Source organism: Nocardia sp. CA-145437 (assembly GCF_050956485.1).
In the GTDB taxonomy this organism is placed as follows: Bacteria; Actinomycetota; Actinomycetes; order Mycobacteriales; family Mycobacteriaceae; genus Nocardia.
This window is the reverse complement of the sequence record NZ_CP191204.1, coordinates 4,177,855-4,192,289: the sequence shown is the minus strand read 5'-3', so window position 1 is coordinate 4,192,289 and position 14,435 is coordinate 4,177,855. Positions and strand designations below refer to the sequence as shown.

Sequence of the window (14,435 nt, the reverse complement as noted above, 5' to 3'; positions counted from 1 at the left end):
GCAGGAGGCAGGCGGATGCGGTATTCGGAAAACCTTGCGCCCCGGCGGAACACCGCCGGGTGTACGGCCACCGCACCCGCCGCCCTCGGGCCCCGATCCTTCCGGCGCGGGGCCGCCCTGCTCGGGTGCGCCGCCGCGCTGACGGTGGCGGCGCTGACCCCGGCGGTCGCCCACGCCGCCCCGGACGACATGACCGCTCCCGCGGGCGTTGTCGCGTCGTCCAATACATCGGTCGCCCCGGTCGCGGCGGAGACCGACGGTCTCGATCCGCTGCTCGCGTTCGCCTACCGGCTCGCCCAGGGCGAGGCGCGGGCGCAGGGCGTGCCCTTGTGGATCGTGTCGGGATATCGGACGCCCGCCGAGCAGGAGGCGTTGTGGGAGGACGGGATTCGGACCTACGGGAGTCCGGAGGCCGCGCGCCGGTGGGTGCTGCCGCCTAACGAGTCCACGCACGTGAGCGGGCAGGCCATCGATGTCGGGCCGCGCGAGGGCGCGGCGTGGCTGGAAGCCAATGGGAACCGGTGGGGGCTGTGCCGGATGTACGACAACGAGTGGTGGCACTTCGAGCTGGCGACCGTGCCCGGCCTCGGCTGCCCCGCGCGGCTGCCCGACGCGAGTCAACGCTGAATCGCGGAATCGGCTGACGGGTAGGAAAATTCGCGAAGCGATCGGACCGGATGGCCGGTTCGGGTATACCCGAGGCTGAACTTCGAACCTGGAGGCGTGTGGATGCGAGTGGCCGGTCCTGACCTGGTCGAGCGGCGGCGACGGCCCGCCGGAACCCGCCGGGCGGCGGCCCTGGCCGTGCTCGCCAGCGCGGGACTGGTCGGCGGCTCGGTCACCGTGGTGACCGCGACCCGCGCTGCCGCCGAACAGCTTTCAGACCTGGTCGACGACGGCATCCCGTCCGTCAAGGCCGTCGCCGCGGGCACCGAGGGCTTGGACCCCCGGCTGGCCTCCGCTTTCGCGGCCGCGGCGAGCGATGCCGACGCCGCCGGTGTCACCCTCTGGATCACCTCCGGTTACCGCACGCCCGGCGAGCAGGAAGCCCTCTGGGAGGACGGTTTACAGACCTACGGCAGCCCGGAGGCGGCTCGCCGGTGGGTGCTGCCGCCCGGCGAATCCACCCACGCCACCGGCCAGGCCATCGACGTGGGCCCCCTCGAAGGCGCGCAATGGCTGGAGGCCAACGGCTCCCACTGGGGCCTGTGCCGCATGTACGACAACGAGTGGTGGCACTTCGAACTCGCCACTGTCCCCGACGGCCCCTGCCCGGCCCGCCTGCCCGACGCCGGTCAGCGCTGAGCGAGGATTCCGTCAGGGCTGGGTTTCGTTCTGCTGCTGCGGAATTCGCGGCGGTGGCAGCCGGTCGCGGACCCACGTGGTGGTCAGCTGGGTGAACGCGCGCGTCGCGGCGGTCCGGTAGGCCTGGTCGCGGCGGAGCAAGGCGACGGTGCGCGTCGGCATCGGGGGATCGAGATCGATCGCGCGCAGGCCGGGGTAGGCCGCGGCGATGGCGGGTGGCAGCACCGTGGCCAGGGCGGTACGGCGAACGATCTCGATCACGGACTGGACGGCATTGGCCTGCACCGCGATGCGCGGTGTCACGGCATGGGCGCGCAGGAAGTCGTCGATGTGGCCGCGGGTGGCGAAATCGGGACTCAGCAGCGCCAATTCGGCGTCGGCGAGGTCGGCGATCGGCAAGGGGGAGCGGGCGGCGCTGTGCTCGCCGACCACCAGGCTCAGGTCCTCCTCGAACAGCGGGGTGGCCTCGACGCCGGGTGAGGTCGTGCCGAGGAAGGCGATGCCGAGGTCGATGTCGTCGGCGACGATCGCGGATTCCATGGCCTCCTGGGCGTTTTCGCTGACCTCCAGGGTGATGCCGGGGTGGCCGGCGCGGAATTCGGCGATGAGCGGGCCGACCAGGTAGGGGGTGAAGGTCGGGGTGACCGCGAGGCGCAGGGTGCCGCGAGCGAGGTCCTCGACATCGTGGACGGCGCGGTCGGCGGCGGTCAGTTCGCGCAGCGCCCGGCGGGCGTGCTCGGCGTACACCGCGCCCGCGTCGGTGAGGCGAACCGACCGGCCGGTGCGGTCGAGCAGCGGCACCCCTACCAGGCGTTCGAGCTGACGAATCTGCTGCGACAGGGTTGGCTGGGACAGGTGCAGGTCCTCGGCCGCGCGGGTGAAGTTGCCGTGCTCGGCGACGGCGAGCAGGTAGCGCAGATGCCGGAGTTCCGGGGTCACAGCACTACTATAGATGACAGCAATGGTACCTATCGATATCAAGTCTTGGACTCTATAGCCACTGCTCGGGCAGGGTGAATGGCATCGGCCCGACCGGGGCCGCCGCACTCGGAAGGAGTTCCCATGCCGAACCTCGCAGACGGTCTCGGACGGTTCCAGCGCGATGTCTTCCCCGGCAAGGCGGGGCTGTTCGCCCGCCTGGCCGGCGACCACCGCCCGGGTGCGCTGTTCATCGGCTGCTCCGATGCCCGCGTGGTGCCCGAACTCATCACCTCCGCCGAAGCGGGTGAGCTGTTCGTCATCCGCAACGCGGGCAACCTGGTCCCGCCGCACACCCCCGGCGCGGCCAGCGGCGTGGTCGCCAGCATCGAGTACGCGCTGGGCGTGCTCGGGGTCAGCGACATCGTGGTGTGCGGTCACTCGGCGTGCGGGGCGATGACCGCGCTCGCCGAGGGCCAGGACCTGTCCGGTCTGCCCGCGGTGGCGGGCTGGCTGCGGCACGCCGACGCCGCCCGCGCCGCCGTCGATCCCGAGATCACCGGCGCCGCAGCGGTATCCGTGCTGGTTCGCCACAATGTGGTGGCGCAGCTGGCCAATCTCGCCACCCATCCCGCCGTTGCCCGGGCCCTGGCCCGGCGCACCCTCACCCTGCACGGCTGGGTGTACGACATCGGTTCCGGGCGCGTCGAGGCGCTCGATGCCGACGGCGAATTCTCCACCCTCGCCGCCTGATTCCCCTCCCTCCGAAAGGAAACCTCCCATGGTGCACGCACAGTTCGATCCCACCGCACGCGAAGCCCTGGCCGACGCCGCCGTCGCCGCCAAGATCGCCAAGGACCTCACCTGGCAGCAGATCGCCGACGCCGCCGGACTCTCGCCCGCCTTCACCACCGCCGCCATCCTGGGCCAGCACCCGCTGCCGGAGAAGTCGGCGCTGGCCGTCGCCGAGCTGCTCGACCTGGACGCCGACGCGGCCCGCCTGCTGCAGACCATCCCGCTGCGCGGCTCGATTCCGGGCGGTGTCCCCACCGACCCGACCATCTACCGCTTCTACGAGATGCTGCAGGTCTACGGCACCACGCTGAAGGCCCTGGTGCACGAGCAGTTCGGTGACGGCATCATCTCCGCCATCAACTTCCGCCTGGATGTGAAGAAGGTCGCCGACCCCGAGGGCGGCGAGCGAGCGGTCATCACCCTGGACGGAAAGTACCTGCCGACCAAGCCGTTCTGAGGCTCGACGTCCCCCTCGCCGGGACATGGCCTGAATGTCCGGAATCGGAAGCCGTTCGGTCATGTCCGGGCATCTGGCGGTTCAACTGGCCGCTCTACCGTCGTCCGTGGGGGAGCGCAGCGGACGGAGATGTGATGCTGGAACCGCGACTTCGAACCATGTGGCTGGCCAATGCGGCGAGCGGGGCGGCGGCCGTCGCCGTGCGCACACCGCGCCCGATCTTCGCCGACCGGGCCCGGACACCCCAGCAAACGGTGGTGGCCTCGGATCTGGAACTGGTGACGGTGACCGCTGATTCGGCCATCCTGACCTGGACCACCCGGGCCCGCAACCGAGCCGGGCGGCTGCGGCCGGTCCCCGCCGACACCGAGGTGCGCCTGGCCCCCGCCGACGGACGCGGACAACCGCGCACCTGGTTGTCCGAGGCCCGCCGGACTCCCTACCACTACGCGGAGATCCGGGGCCTGGAACCGGGCCGCGCCTATCGATTCGAGGCGTACTCCGACGGCCGCCGGGCCGTGCCCGCCCGCACCCTGGTGACACGGCGTTCCGGAACACCCGAATCCACCGGTGTTTTCACCACCGCCGCCCCGCCGCCCGGGCGGCTGATCCGCACCATCGCCCTCGCCAACGATCTGCACTACGGCGAACCGGCCAGCGGGCTGTTCGCGGGACTGTTCGAGGGCCTGCGCCACGGCACCGAGGAATACCCGGAATTCATGCTCAGCGCGCTGCTCGAGGATCTGCGCCTGCCGGACCGGGCGGCGGACCACCTGATCGTCGCGGGCGATCTGACGGATTCGGGAACGGCCGCGCAGGCCCTCGGTGCCCGCGCCCAGCTCGACGACTGGGGCGTGCTGGGCCGGGACTACTTCGTGTGCAGGGGAAACCACGACGTTCGTCCCCCGGAGGAGCCCGATCACTGGGGTGCGATCTTCCACCCGCGCGACCGCCTGCTCGAGTATTACGCCGGCGGGCTGCGGATCATCGGCCTCGACACCACCCGGGTGCGTGGCGCGGGTGGCACTCTCGCCGCGCCGCAGCTGGCCCACCTGCGCGAACTGCTGCGCGGTGAACCCGACCGGCCGACACTGGTCTTCGGCCACCACCCGGTCACCCGGCATGCGGCCGTGAGCAATCCGGGCGGACCCGGGTTCGTGCTGGACCGTGCCAACGCGGCCGCGCTGCACGCGCTGTACGCGAGCGCGCCCGGGGTGTTCCTGCACCACAGCGGGCACACCCATCGGAATCGGCGTACCCGCCCGGATTCCGCGATCGGGGTGGAATTCCTGGAAGTGGGCGCGGTGAAGGAGTATCCGGGCGGGTACACCCTGATCCGCGTCTACGAGGGCGGCTATGCGGTCAACTTTTACAAGACGCGGTCCGAGGCGGCGCGGCGCTGGAGCACCCGCACGCGCAGCCAATATCTTGGTCTGCACCCGGATCACGCGCTGGGCAGTTGTGCCGATCGTAATCACGTTGTCCTGCGCGATTTTTCGGGATTGTCCGGTTAGTCGGGAGCAATCCGGCCGACGCACCGGAATATTCGGTCAATACGACCCGAATGTTCGTTCTGTTCGGCATACTGCCTGGTGCGAGTGCGCGCGGCGACGGCTCGTTCACCGGTGTGCGCACGACGCGGGCTCGACATCCTGGTTCGGCACTTCTTCAGCAACGGAGGCATGGTGGGCAGGCAGGGCAGGCAGTACCGTTCGAATCACGGCACGCTCCGGCACCAGCGCCCGCCCGTCCGCATCGCCCAGCGGCCCGCTCACCCTTGGAGAGACATCTTCTGCGCCACCAGCTGGCTGTTCTTCGAACTGCCCACCGCGGTGCTGCTCGCGGTCTTCGTGGGCACCGGCTGGCTCGGGTACCTCCAGCACGTGGGCACTCCGGCCCAGCCGCGTTCGGCGGTCGTGGTGCCCGTCGACCCGGCCCGGCCGGGCGGCCACTGACCCGATCGGACGGGTCCCGATCATCCGATCCGCCTGATCCGCACACGAATTGACCCCGGTACCGCTCCAGCGGTACCGGGGTCAATGTCGTTCGTCAGGTCAGGAGCGGGTTGTTCGCGTCTCAGTCGTCGACAGCGGTGCCATTGCGCGGCCGCGACGCGGCGCGGGCGCGGCGGCGGGCGGCCTGCAGTTCGGCGAGTTCCTGCTCGAGGGTCTCGGCGATCCGGAACTGGCCGGTGTCATAGACATTCAGCGGAGGGACGGGATCGGTCAGATCGGCGAGCGGAGACCGTTCGTCCTCGTCGGACTTGCGACTTTTGCCCGTCGCCGAGCGACGCTCCTTGTCCGCAGACTTCGCGGGTTCCGCCTGGCTTTCGGCCTTGGCGGTGGGTCGAGGTTCGACCACTTGGGCTTCTGCATCAACGGTTTTCTCGGCCTCGGCGGGCCCTGCGGTCAGCGCGGCGGGTCCGGTGGCGGTGCCCCCGGCCGACGGCGGCGTCGGGCGGGTCGGCCAGGCCACGACCGTCGGCATGGAGCGGCGGATCTGCTCACCCGGGTCGGGCAGGTCCCGGATCTGGTCGGTGGCGCGCACGATGGCCAAGCCGTACCGGGAGGCAGCGGCATTGTGGATCAGCAGCGCCACACCGATCATCACCGGCGCGATGGCGTGCACCGCCACGTCGTACCAGCTGCCGTTCTTCAGGTACGGGTAGGTGTTGAGGATGACGGTCAGGCTCAGCAGCGCCATCTCGGCCACCACGACCTGGCGGCGGCTGTCGATCACACCCCACTCGGCGACCTTGTTGGTGCCGATCATGATGATCACGAGGCAGACGCTGATCATGCCTTCGAGCAGGTAGCTGAACCAGTAGAGCGGATCGGAGGGCCCGCCGGGGGCGATATTGTGCTGCACGTTGACCGCGGACCAGAGCATGCCGGCCGCGACGACACCGGCGAGCGCGCGCTGGCTCCACGCCCGATGCTTGTACAGCGACGCCAGTTTGGCGTGTGGGCTCGATTCCCGCCGCTGCGCGGCGATCGCCTTGCGGGCGAGCAGCAAGTCGCGAATGTCGGCCTTCTCAATCTCTTCGGAGGTCTGGCGGGCACGATCCGCCGCAGCCGCCGTGGCTTCGGCGTATTTCCAGCGCTGCGCGCGCTCCTGCTCGCGAATGCGCTCGGCGAGATCGCGCTCGGCGACGAGCTCGTTCTCCGACAGCGCGTCGGTCAGCGCGGGATCGTATTGGTACGCCAGCCGGCCGCGGGCCTTTTCGACCCGTAGCGCCAGCTGGGTGACGTCGTCCTCGCGCGGGTTGTCGATCGTCAATTGGTCCCCCGTCCAGGGACTCCCGATGGCTGGCACGTGATTCCGGTAGGCACGGAAGACATTTCTAGTCGATACACGCCCAACCGCGAAACTGTTGGTTTGCCGTTGGTCCAATCCTTACGGCGCGCCGCACTGCGACACGCGGATTGGGGTGTCCGTCAGGGCAGGACGAACCCGCCGCTCCGGCCGGTGTCCAGTGGGGTTGCCGACGCCCGGATCGGGCTAATCGGTCAGCTCGAGTTCCTCGTCCATCGGGATCGCGCCCTCCAGTCCGTGCGGCAGGCGCCGCCGGTTGGGCGAGCCGAGCGCGGAGGTGAGATCGGTTCCGTCGTGCTCGGCCAGCAGGTCGTCCGAATCCCACACCAGCAGTGTCGCGCTCACGGTGTTCTCCGCCGCCGAGTGCGCCAGATCGTAGTGCGCGCAGGCGGGCACGTGCTGGTAGGTGATCCAGAGGTCGTAGCCGGTCATGAACAGGTCGAGGTCGAATTGCACCGAGAGCCCGAGCAGTTCGCTGCGGCCGTTGTCGTCGACGCCCGCGAACGCCTCGTCCAGCGCCAGCAGGCGCGGCGCCTGCGGGTCGGCGGAGTCGAGCATCACGTGTGCGGCCGCGAACAGCGGAAGGTGCAGCGAGACCGACTGTTCGCCGCCCGAGAGCGCGCTGTGGCGGGCCACGGTGAGGCGGTCCTCGGTGCCGTCCGCGGTGAGGATGGTGAACGAGAACACCCGCCAGGTGCGGTAATCGAGGGTGGCCGCGAGGATTTCGGGGAACGAGCGCTCCGGGTGCGTGGCGCGGGCGGTGCGGATCTCGGCCGCGAAGTAGGCGCGGACGGTCGACAGGTCCTCCGGCGTGAGGTCGGCGGAGTCGCGGTCGAGCAGCTTGCACACCGCGCGCGCCGGTTCGGAGAGGTTGTCGGCCAGCACCCAGTGCACGCCGATGGTGTTGCCCGAGGACATGCGGCGCTGCTTCATCTCCGCGCCCATGCGGGAGATGAGATCGCGGGCGTCGGAGGTGCGTTCGTGGATCTGCTGGGCCAGCCCGGTCAGCAACGCGTCCTCGAGGATGCGGCGCTCGGCGTCGGTGAGCAGCAGTTCCTGATCGCGCCGGGCCCCGCCGATGCGCTCGGCGAAGTCGGCCAGCGAGGACAGCCCGTGGTCGTCGTGCACCTGCACCACGGTGAGGCCGTCGGCGGCGTCCCAGTGCAGGCGGTAGTCCTGGCGGGCCGCGGCGAGCGCGGCGTCGAACTCCTGCAGGGCGGTGGTGACGGCGCTGCGGGTGGCCTTGCGGGCCGCCTCACCCGCCCGCACCGAAGCCGTTGCGGTGGCGAGGTTCCCGAACAGCGCGGCCACGTCGGCGGGCAGCACGGCCGGTTCCTGCTCGGGATCGCCGTTCTCGATGCGGTACAGCAGCTGCTCGGGGGTGGACCAGGCGGCGTCGGCCGCGGGCCAGCGGCTGTCGGCGGGCGCGCCCAGCAGGCTGAGCAGGTCCGGGCGCGCGTAGGGGGCGAGATGGCGGACGTCGGCGAGCAATTCGGTGAGCGCGGTGCCCAGGGTGTCGTGGGCGGCGCGGTGCGCGCCCTCGGCGGCGCCGACCGCCTCGATGGCCTCGGCGGCGGCCTTGCGGGCGGCCTTCTGCTCGGCGCGGGCCGCGTCGATGCGTTCGCGGGCCAGTTCCAGTTCGCGATCGATGTCGGCGGCTCCGGCGCCCAGCGCCTCGCGCAGGGTCTCCAGTTTGCGCAGCTGCTCTTCGTATCCCGAGCGGGCGGCCTCGGCCTCCTCGGCGAACGCCTCGGCCAGATCCTTGGATTCGTCGAGGCGATCCCCGGACTCGCGGGCCCGCTCGTGTTCGCGCTGATGGTCGCCGCGCAGGCGCAGCAGCGCTGTTCCGGCGTTCTCGAAGTGCCGGACCGCGGCCGCCAGCGCGTCCAGCTCGACCGGATCGCGGGGCGCGCGGTGGTCGGCGGCGATGGCGCGGACCTTCTTGTCCGCGTTGGTGTATTCGGCCACCGCCTGATCGAGATCCCGCTCGGCCTGCGCGGCCGCCTCCGAGCGCGAGCGCAGCATGCCCGCGGCCTCGGCCACGCCGCGCAGGGCGGCGGTGACCGCGGTGGTGCGCGGAAGCGCCTTGGCGGCCGCCGAAATCCGGCCCAGCTCGGCCGTGGCGGCCTGCTCCTCGGTCTGGGCGGTCTCGGCCTCGGCGACGGCCGTTTCGATGGCAGCGGCCAATTCGGCCAGCCGCAATTCGCGGCGGCGGGCGCGGGCGGTGGTGCCGACGAATTCCGCGTCGGTCTTGACGTGCCGACCCGACTGGACGCCTTGGCGATAGCGGCCGTCGGTCGCGATCGTCAGCTGCCCCTCGACGCCGACCGGTTGTGCGGCGGCCCCGGAGACGATGTGCGCCTTGTCCGCTCCCGCACCGGTGGCCGTCGCGTGCGGTGACTCGTAGAGGGCGATGGAGGCGAGCACCCCGGCGACGGTCTCCCGGGGAACCGTCAGTGACGGTGAATCGTCCTCCACGACCAGCACATCCGCGAGCGTGTGCCCGGTGGGCCGCTGCTGGGGCGGCAGCGGAACCAGGAACTGGTCCGACGCGTGCGGCGGCAGCTCGGTCTCGGCGCAGACCCACGCGTCGAGCAGATTGGCGGCTTGCAGCGCCGCCTCGAGTCCGGCGGCCTGCTGCGGCGCGACACCGTCGGCGAATCGGACCAAACGCCACAGCGGCGCGCCGGGACGCTCCGCTCGCGCGTCCGTACGGGCCGCGAAAGCCGGTGGCGCGTCGTCGCGTTCGGCCGCGACTCGCTCCCGCTCGGCCCGCAGTTCGTTCGCGCGGGCGGCGGCCTGGGCGGCGCGGGCGCGCGCCTCCTGGCGGCGGCCGCGGATCTCCTCGGTGAGCGGTTCGGTGCGCTCGGCCAGCACCTCGGCGGGGGTGGCGGGGACGGGCGGATCCTCCAGCGCGGCCTCGGCGCCCGGTGCGGCCCCGGCGGTCGCGGGGGCCTCGGTGCCCGACGCGCTCTTCGCCTTCTCGGCGCGGCTGTTCGGTGTGCCGCCACGGCGGGCGAGCGGTTCGGTGCCGACCTCACCCAGGGCCTCGTTGAGCGCCTCGAACAGCCCGGTGCGGATCGGGGTGTACACCTCGCGGTGGGTGTCCCACCAGTCGCGCAGGGTGATGGCGGTGTTCGAACGAGCCAGCGCGACAGCGGCTTCGGCCTCGGCGAGCTCGGCGGCCGCGGCATCGCGCAGTTCCACCGCGCGGCCGCAGGCGCGTTCGGCGCGGGTACGTTCGGTGCCCGCCTGGTCGACCAGGGTCAGCGCCCGCCGGACCGCGCGGACATCGCCGTCGCGTTCCTCGGCGTGCGAGCGGACCGTGGTGGTGAGCTGGTCGGCGCGCGCCGATTCCGGCAGCGTGGTCCAGGGAATGCCGGCTTCCTCGGCGACCGAACGCAATTCGTCCTCGCCGCGCGACAGCGCCGAGGCGGCATGGGCGACCGCCGCCTGCGCGCGCTCGGCTTCCTCGAGCCGCTGGTCCACGGTCTGACGGGATTTCAGCGCCTTGTCGTGGTGGACAGCCGCGGAGGTCTCCAGGCGGCGCACCGCGTCGGCGAGGTCGTCGAGCTGCTGTTTGCCCTCGTAGGCGCTGGAGCGCTGCAGGGTCTCACGGTCGGCCAGGGCCTGTTCGTAGGCGCGGTCGGCGTCCTCGGCGCGGGTCTCGGCGGCGGCGCGTTCGGTGTCGCGGCGGGTGCGCAGGGCGGCCGCGGCGTGCAGTGCGGTGCCCGCGTGGGTGACCGTGTCCAGGCGCGTCCGCACCTGATCGACGTCCGTCTTCGCCTGGACGGCCAGGTATTTCCGGTAGACGGTGACGAAATCGCGGGTCGCGGTGTCGGCCTGCACCAGGCCCTCGAGGGTGCGCCCGACCTCCTCCATATCGCTGAACGAACGAGCGGCGTCGAGGATCAGCTGTTCGTCGAGCGGACGCAGACCGTCGGTGAGGGCCTGCGAGAGTCCGCGCGGGTCCAGGTTCTTGGCCAGCTGCGGGCGGCGCAGCGTCAGGATCAGATTGATGAGCTGGTCGTAGCGCTGCTGCCCGAGCCCGAACATGCGGGCGTCGATGGCCGCCCGGTATTCGACCGGCCGGTCCACGATGGTGTCGGAGCCGATCTGCTCGGCCAGCTGCTTGCGGGTCAGCGGCCGATCGTCGGGGCCGAGCAGCGAGAAGTCCACGCCGACCCGGCCGTCGGCGACGAAGTACCAGCGGGTCACCTTGTCGTTGGAGCGGGTGGCGCGCATGCCGATGCCGATGGTGACGGTCTCGGGGGAGTCCCAGTCGCCGCGCGCGAACTCCATCCACACGTACGAGTAGGCCGATTCCTGCTTGCGGTACAGCAGATTCGACTTCATGGTGCGTTCCTCGCCCGCGAACGGGTTGAGGCGGCGCGGCTCGATGCGGCCGTCGAGCACGAACGGGAACAGCACCTCGAGGGCCTTGGTCTTGCCGGAGCCGTTGGGGCCGCGCAGCACCAGACGGCCGTCGGCGAAGCAGAATTCCTGGTCGCGGTAGTCCCAGAGGTTGATGATGCCCGCCCGGGTCGGGACGAAGCGCACTCCACCGTGAATGTGGTCGGCCATCAGTTCCCCGATCCCTTCGCTGTGCTGTCGGACGCAGTGCCCGCGGTGCTGTCGGCCGGCGCGTCGTCCGCGCCGAGTTCGGTGGGGGAGAGGAACAATTCGGACTCCGCACGGGTGCGGATGGTCACGATCGCGCCCCGGTAGCGGGCCAGCGCGGGCAGGATGAGCAGCCCGCCGTCGACCAGCTCCACCAGGCGTAGCCGTTCCAACAGCGACACCACTTCGCCGGTGAGGCCCGCGACATCGGCCTGCCACTGCGCGGCGAAGGTATTGCCGTAGCGGTCGGTGAGTATCTTCACGGTGTCGCGGATCCACGCGGATTCCAGGAACGGGAAGTCCGGGATATCGGGCTCCTCGGCGGGCTCGTCCGAATCCTCCTGGGCGCCGAACACATCCAGGGGATCGGCCAGTGGCGCGAAGACCGTGGTGACGGGGATGGCGCTGTCGAGCTGTTCCACCAGATCGGTGTACGGGCGCTCCGGGCGCGGCCTGCGCTCGACCGGATTGTCGATGTCGAGGACCAGGTCCGCGATCTCACCCGCCAGCAGCAGCGCCACCTGGGCGAGCGTGCCGGTGCCCGGGAACCGCAGGTCGGAGAGCCGGCCCGAACTGTCGATGAGCGCAACGCCTTCCGCGCGCCGCTCGGCCCGCAGCCCGGTCAGGTACTCGACCTCGGTGACGAGTTTCTCCTGCGCCAGCAGCGACCGTTCGGGTTCGTCGAGTTCGTCGGCGTAGACCACCGGCTTCTCGACCAGCGCCCGGCGTACTTTCCGGGCCGCGGCGGCCTGTGCGGGGGAACGGGTTTCGGCCCCGCCGCCCGCCGCCTCCGACAGCAGCCCGGTCACGCTCTGCAGGTGCTGGAGCGCGCGCGGCGGCCGGAACAGGGCGAACACGATGGACCGGTCGATGTCGTAGAGCGCCTCCCCGGCCTCGGGGTCGCTGGCCCAGCCGCCCGCGTCACCGTCGGCGAGGGTCACCGCGCCGCGCGCCGCCAGCCAGCCCACCGCGTCGACGAAGGCGTCCCGATCGGCGGCCCGGTCCGGTGCGAGCTCGAGCCCGTCGACCCGTTCGGTGTAGGCGGCCACCTGATCGGCCAACTCCGACAAGGTGATCTGATCCCCGGCGCGGCCCAGCGCAGCCAGCGCCAGCGCCAGGTACGCGTAGCGGCGGCGGTCGAAGACGCGGTCGCCGGTGGTGCGGGCGGGACGGCCCGCGTCGAGCTCGTCGAGGACCGGGAACAGACGCGCCGTGGTCTCGGTGACCTCGAGGCGATAGCCGAACAGTTCGGCCAGATCCTCGCGCAGTTCGGTCGCCCACCGCCGCAACAGCGGCAGCGCGATCCGATCGGGGTAGGTGCGGGTGACCAGATGGTTGGCCAGGATGACCCGGGCGGCGCGCTGGTAGCTGTCCAGAGCTAGTGAATCGATGGTGCGCGCGTGCATCAGCGGACCTCCCCGCCCTGGCCGCCGGGCTCGTCGCCCGGTGGCGGTGAGTCGATCCGATCCTTCTGCGCCGCAGGGGATTTGCGTCCCCGCAGGGAGGCCGTCTCGCGCACTTCCAGGCGTCGGTTGTTCAGGTAGAGCACGCCCTTGGAGGTGCGGACCAGCGTGGACCCCTCGTGTTCGGAGACGGTGAGGGTGACGCCGTTGTCGGAACCGGAGGTGCCGGGCACCCGCCCGCTCACCGGCACCCACGCGGTGGAGGCGGCGTCGAGGAGTTTCAGCAGGACCTCGGTCTCGCCCTCGTCGAGTTCGCGGTCGTAGAGGTCGGCGGTGGCCAGTGAGCGCGCGGCCTCGGCGCGGGCGCGCTGGGCGTCCAGCTGAGCCTGGCGCAGCCGCCGGATGCCGGCGTCATTGCGTTGCAGCCGGGCGGGCGCGCCCGGTGTGGGCGGCCGCCCGGTCTCGGCGAGGGTGCGGGCGATCTCCAATGGCGGTGCGTCCCACCAGGATCGGATGGCCGGGATCACGTCGGCGTCGGGATGCTGCATGGCCAGGTGCCGCGGCCGCCCGAGGCCGAAGACCGCGTCGTAGAGGGCGTGCGCGGCGTCCGCGCTGGGGGCGGCGGTGAACCAGCCCGCCAGGTGCCGCAGCGCGGATTCGCGGCTGACACCGCCCTTGCGGGTCTCGGTCACCCGGCGCAGCAGCGAGAGTACGGCGGCGATGGCGCTCATGGTGGCCTCGCGCAGCCGCTCGCATTCGGTGAGCCCGCCGTCGTCGTCGCCGATGAACCAGCCGCGCAGGCCGTGCCAGCGAGCCCGCCAATCCGCTTGGCGCTCTTCAGGGTTGAGGAGCACCCGTTCGTCGCAGCGGGCGGCGCGTTCGATGAGGTCCTCGACGCCGGTGTCCTCGACCTCGCGGATGGCGGTGGCCAGCCGGGGCGCGAAACGCGCCAGGTCCATGGAGAATTCGCGCATGTGCGCCAGCAGCGCGTCCTTGTGCGCGAGGAACGCCTCGGGGGTGGCCTCGGTGGTGCGGACCAGATCGCCCAGGGTCAGATAGAAGTGCGCGGCGCGTTCGGCCAGATCGGTGAGCGCCCGGTCGAGCCGGTTCAGCACGCGGTAGACGCGCGGGGCGTCGGCGCTCTTGTTGGCCTCGGCCAGGGTGTGCAGGTCGGCCAGCAGTTCCGGCAGCACCAGCCGCGAGAGCGCGGCCTCGTCGAGCCGGGCCTCGAGCACGTCGGACACCGCGCGGAAGGCTTGGTATCCGGCCTGCGAGAACTGGTAGACGAAGTGCCGGTTCCGGTACTCGGCGAGCGTGGCCGCACGGGTGCCGTCGTAACTGCGTTCCAGCACGCCCCAGTGATGCAGCTGTTCGAGCAGCGGCCCGACCTCGGTGGCGGTGAGAGCGGGTGCGCCCGGGCAACGTTCGAGCGTGTCGGACACGTCGGAGGCGTGCAACAGCACCACGTAGGCGGCGCGGGCGGTATCGAAGGCCCGTAATACCCACAGGTAGTCGGCCCGCTTCTCGGCGGTGGCGAAGGAGAACAGGCGCAGCCGGTCGGGGCGCGGAAACTCCTCGGACCCGACCCCCCTCGGGTCGGGCAGCAATCCGTCAGCGGACTC

At 71.4% G+C, this 14,435-nt stretch carries 11 protein-coding genes; 6 read left to right on the top strand and 5 right to left on the bottom strand.

What is annotated here, in order from left to right; genetic code table 11:
- Nucleotides 1-189: 189 nt before the first annotated feature.
- Both ACQPYY_RS19500 and ACQPYY_RS19495 read left to right on the top strand, forming a co-directional pair.
- Nucleotides 190-627, top strand: a complete 438-nt coding sequence (locus tag ACQPYY_RS19500) for a M15 family metallopeptidase (RefSeq protein ID WP_433594684.1) — start codon at nucleotides 190-192, stop codon at nucleotides 625-627.
- Between the two features lie 258 nt (nucleotides 628-885).
- On the top strand, nucleotides 886-1,305 hold the full coding sequence (locus ACQPYY_RS19495; RefSeq protein ID WP_433594683.1) for a M15 family metallopeptidase: 420 nt from the start codon (nucleotides 886-888) through the stop codon (nucleotides 1,303-1,305).
- Nucleotides 1,306-1,317: 12 nt separating this feature from the next.
- Here the strand turns inward: ACQPYY_RS19495 and cynR are convergent, their stop codons facing one another.
- Nucleotides 1,318-2,244 carry a transcriptional regulator CynR gene (cynR, locus tag ACQPYY_RS19490; RefSeq protein ID WP_433590459.1) on the bottom strand — a complete coding sequence of 309 codons (927 nt, stop codon included), beginning with the start codon at nucleotides 2,242-2,244 and terminating at the stop codon, nucleotides 1,318-1,320.
- A gap of 123 nt (nucleotides 2,245-2,367) precedes the next feature.
- On the opposite strand from cynR, the gene ACQPYY_RS19485 reads away from it, so the two are divergent.
- From ACQPYY_RS19485 to ACQPYY_RS19470, 4 genes are all read left to right on the top strand, one after another.
- A complete protein-coding gene (locus ACQPYY_RS19485) occupies nucleotides 2,368-2,976 on the top strand; it encodes a carbonic anhydrase (RefSeq protein ID WP_433590458.1) in 609 nt (202 codons plus the stop codon).
- Between the two features lie 28 nt (nucleotides 2,977-3,004).
- Entirely contained in the window at nucleotides 3,005-3,475 is a 471-nt protein-coding gene (gene cynS, locus ACQPYY_RS19480) for a cyanase (RefSeq protein ID WP_357085320.1), read from the top strand.
- Between the two features lie 134 nt (nucleotides 3,476-3,609).
- Nucleotides 3,610-4,989 (top strand): metallophosphoesterase, encoded by a 1,380-nt coding sequence (locus ACQPYY_RS19475; RefSeq protein ID WP_433590457.1) that lies wholly within the window; start codon nucleotides 3,610-3,612, stop codon nucleotides 4,987-4,989.
- A 168-nt stretch (nucleotides 4,990-5,157) separates the two neighbouring features.
- Nucleotides 5,158-5,430, top strand: coding sequence for a hypothetical protein (locus ACQPYY_RS19470; RefSeq protein WP_357284115.1), 273 nt, complete (start codon nucleotides 5,158-5,160; stop codon nucleotides 5,428-5,430).
- Nucleotides 5,431-5,551: 121 nt separating this feature from the next.
- Here ACQPYY_RS19470 and ACQPYY_RS19465 read toward each other — a convergent pair whose 3' ends face one another.
- The 4 genes from ACQPYY_RS19465 to ACQPYY_RS19450 form a co-directional block, all read right to left on the bottom strand.
- A complete protein-coding gene (locus tag ACQPYY_RS19465) occupies nucleotides 5,552-6,868 on the bottom strand; it encodes a hypothetical protein (protein ID WP_433590456.1) in 1,317 nt (438 codons plus the stop codon).
- Nucleotides 6,869-6,976: 108 nt separating this feature from the next.
- Entirely contained in the window at nucleotides 6,977-11,374 is a 4,398-nt protein-coding gene (locus ACQPYY_RS19460) for a TIGR02680 family protein (RefSeq protein ID WP_433590455.1), read from the bottom strand.
- Entirely contained in the window at nucleotides 11,374-12,816 is a 1,443-nt protein-coding gene (locus ACQPYY_RS19455; protein ID WP_433590454.1) for a TIGR02678 family protein, read from the bottom strand. The genes ACQPYY_RS19460 and ACQPYY_RS19455 overlap by 1 nt, the downstream gene beginning before the upstream one ends.
- Nucleotides 12,816-14,366, bottom strand: coding sequence for a TIGR02677 family protein (locus ACQPYY_RS19450; RefSeq protein ID WP_433594682.1), 1,551 nt, complete (start codon nucleotides 14,364-14,366; stop codon nucleotides 12,816-12,818). Before ACQPYY_RS19450 ends, ACQPYY_RS19455 begins: the two co-directional genes overlap by 1 nt.
- Between the last annotated feature and the right edge of the window lie 69 nt (nucleotides 14,367-14,435).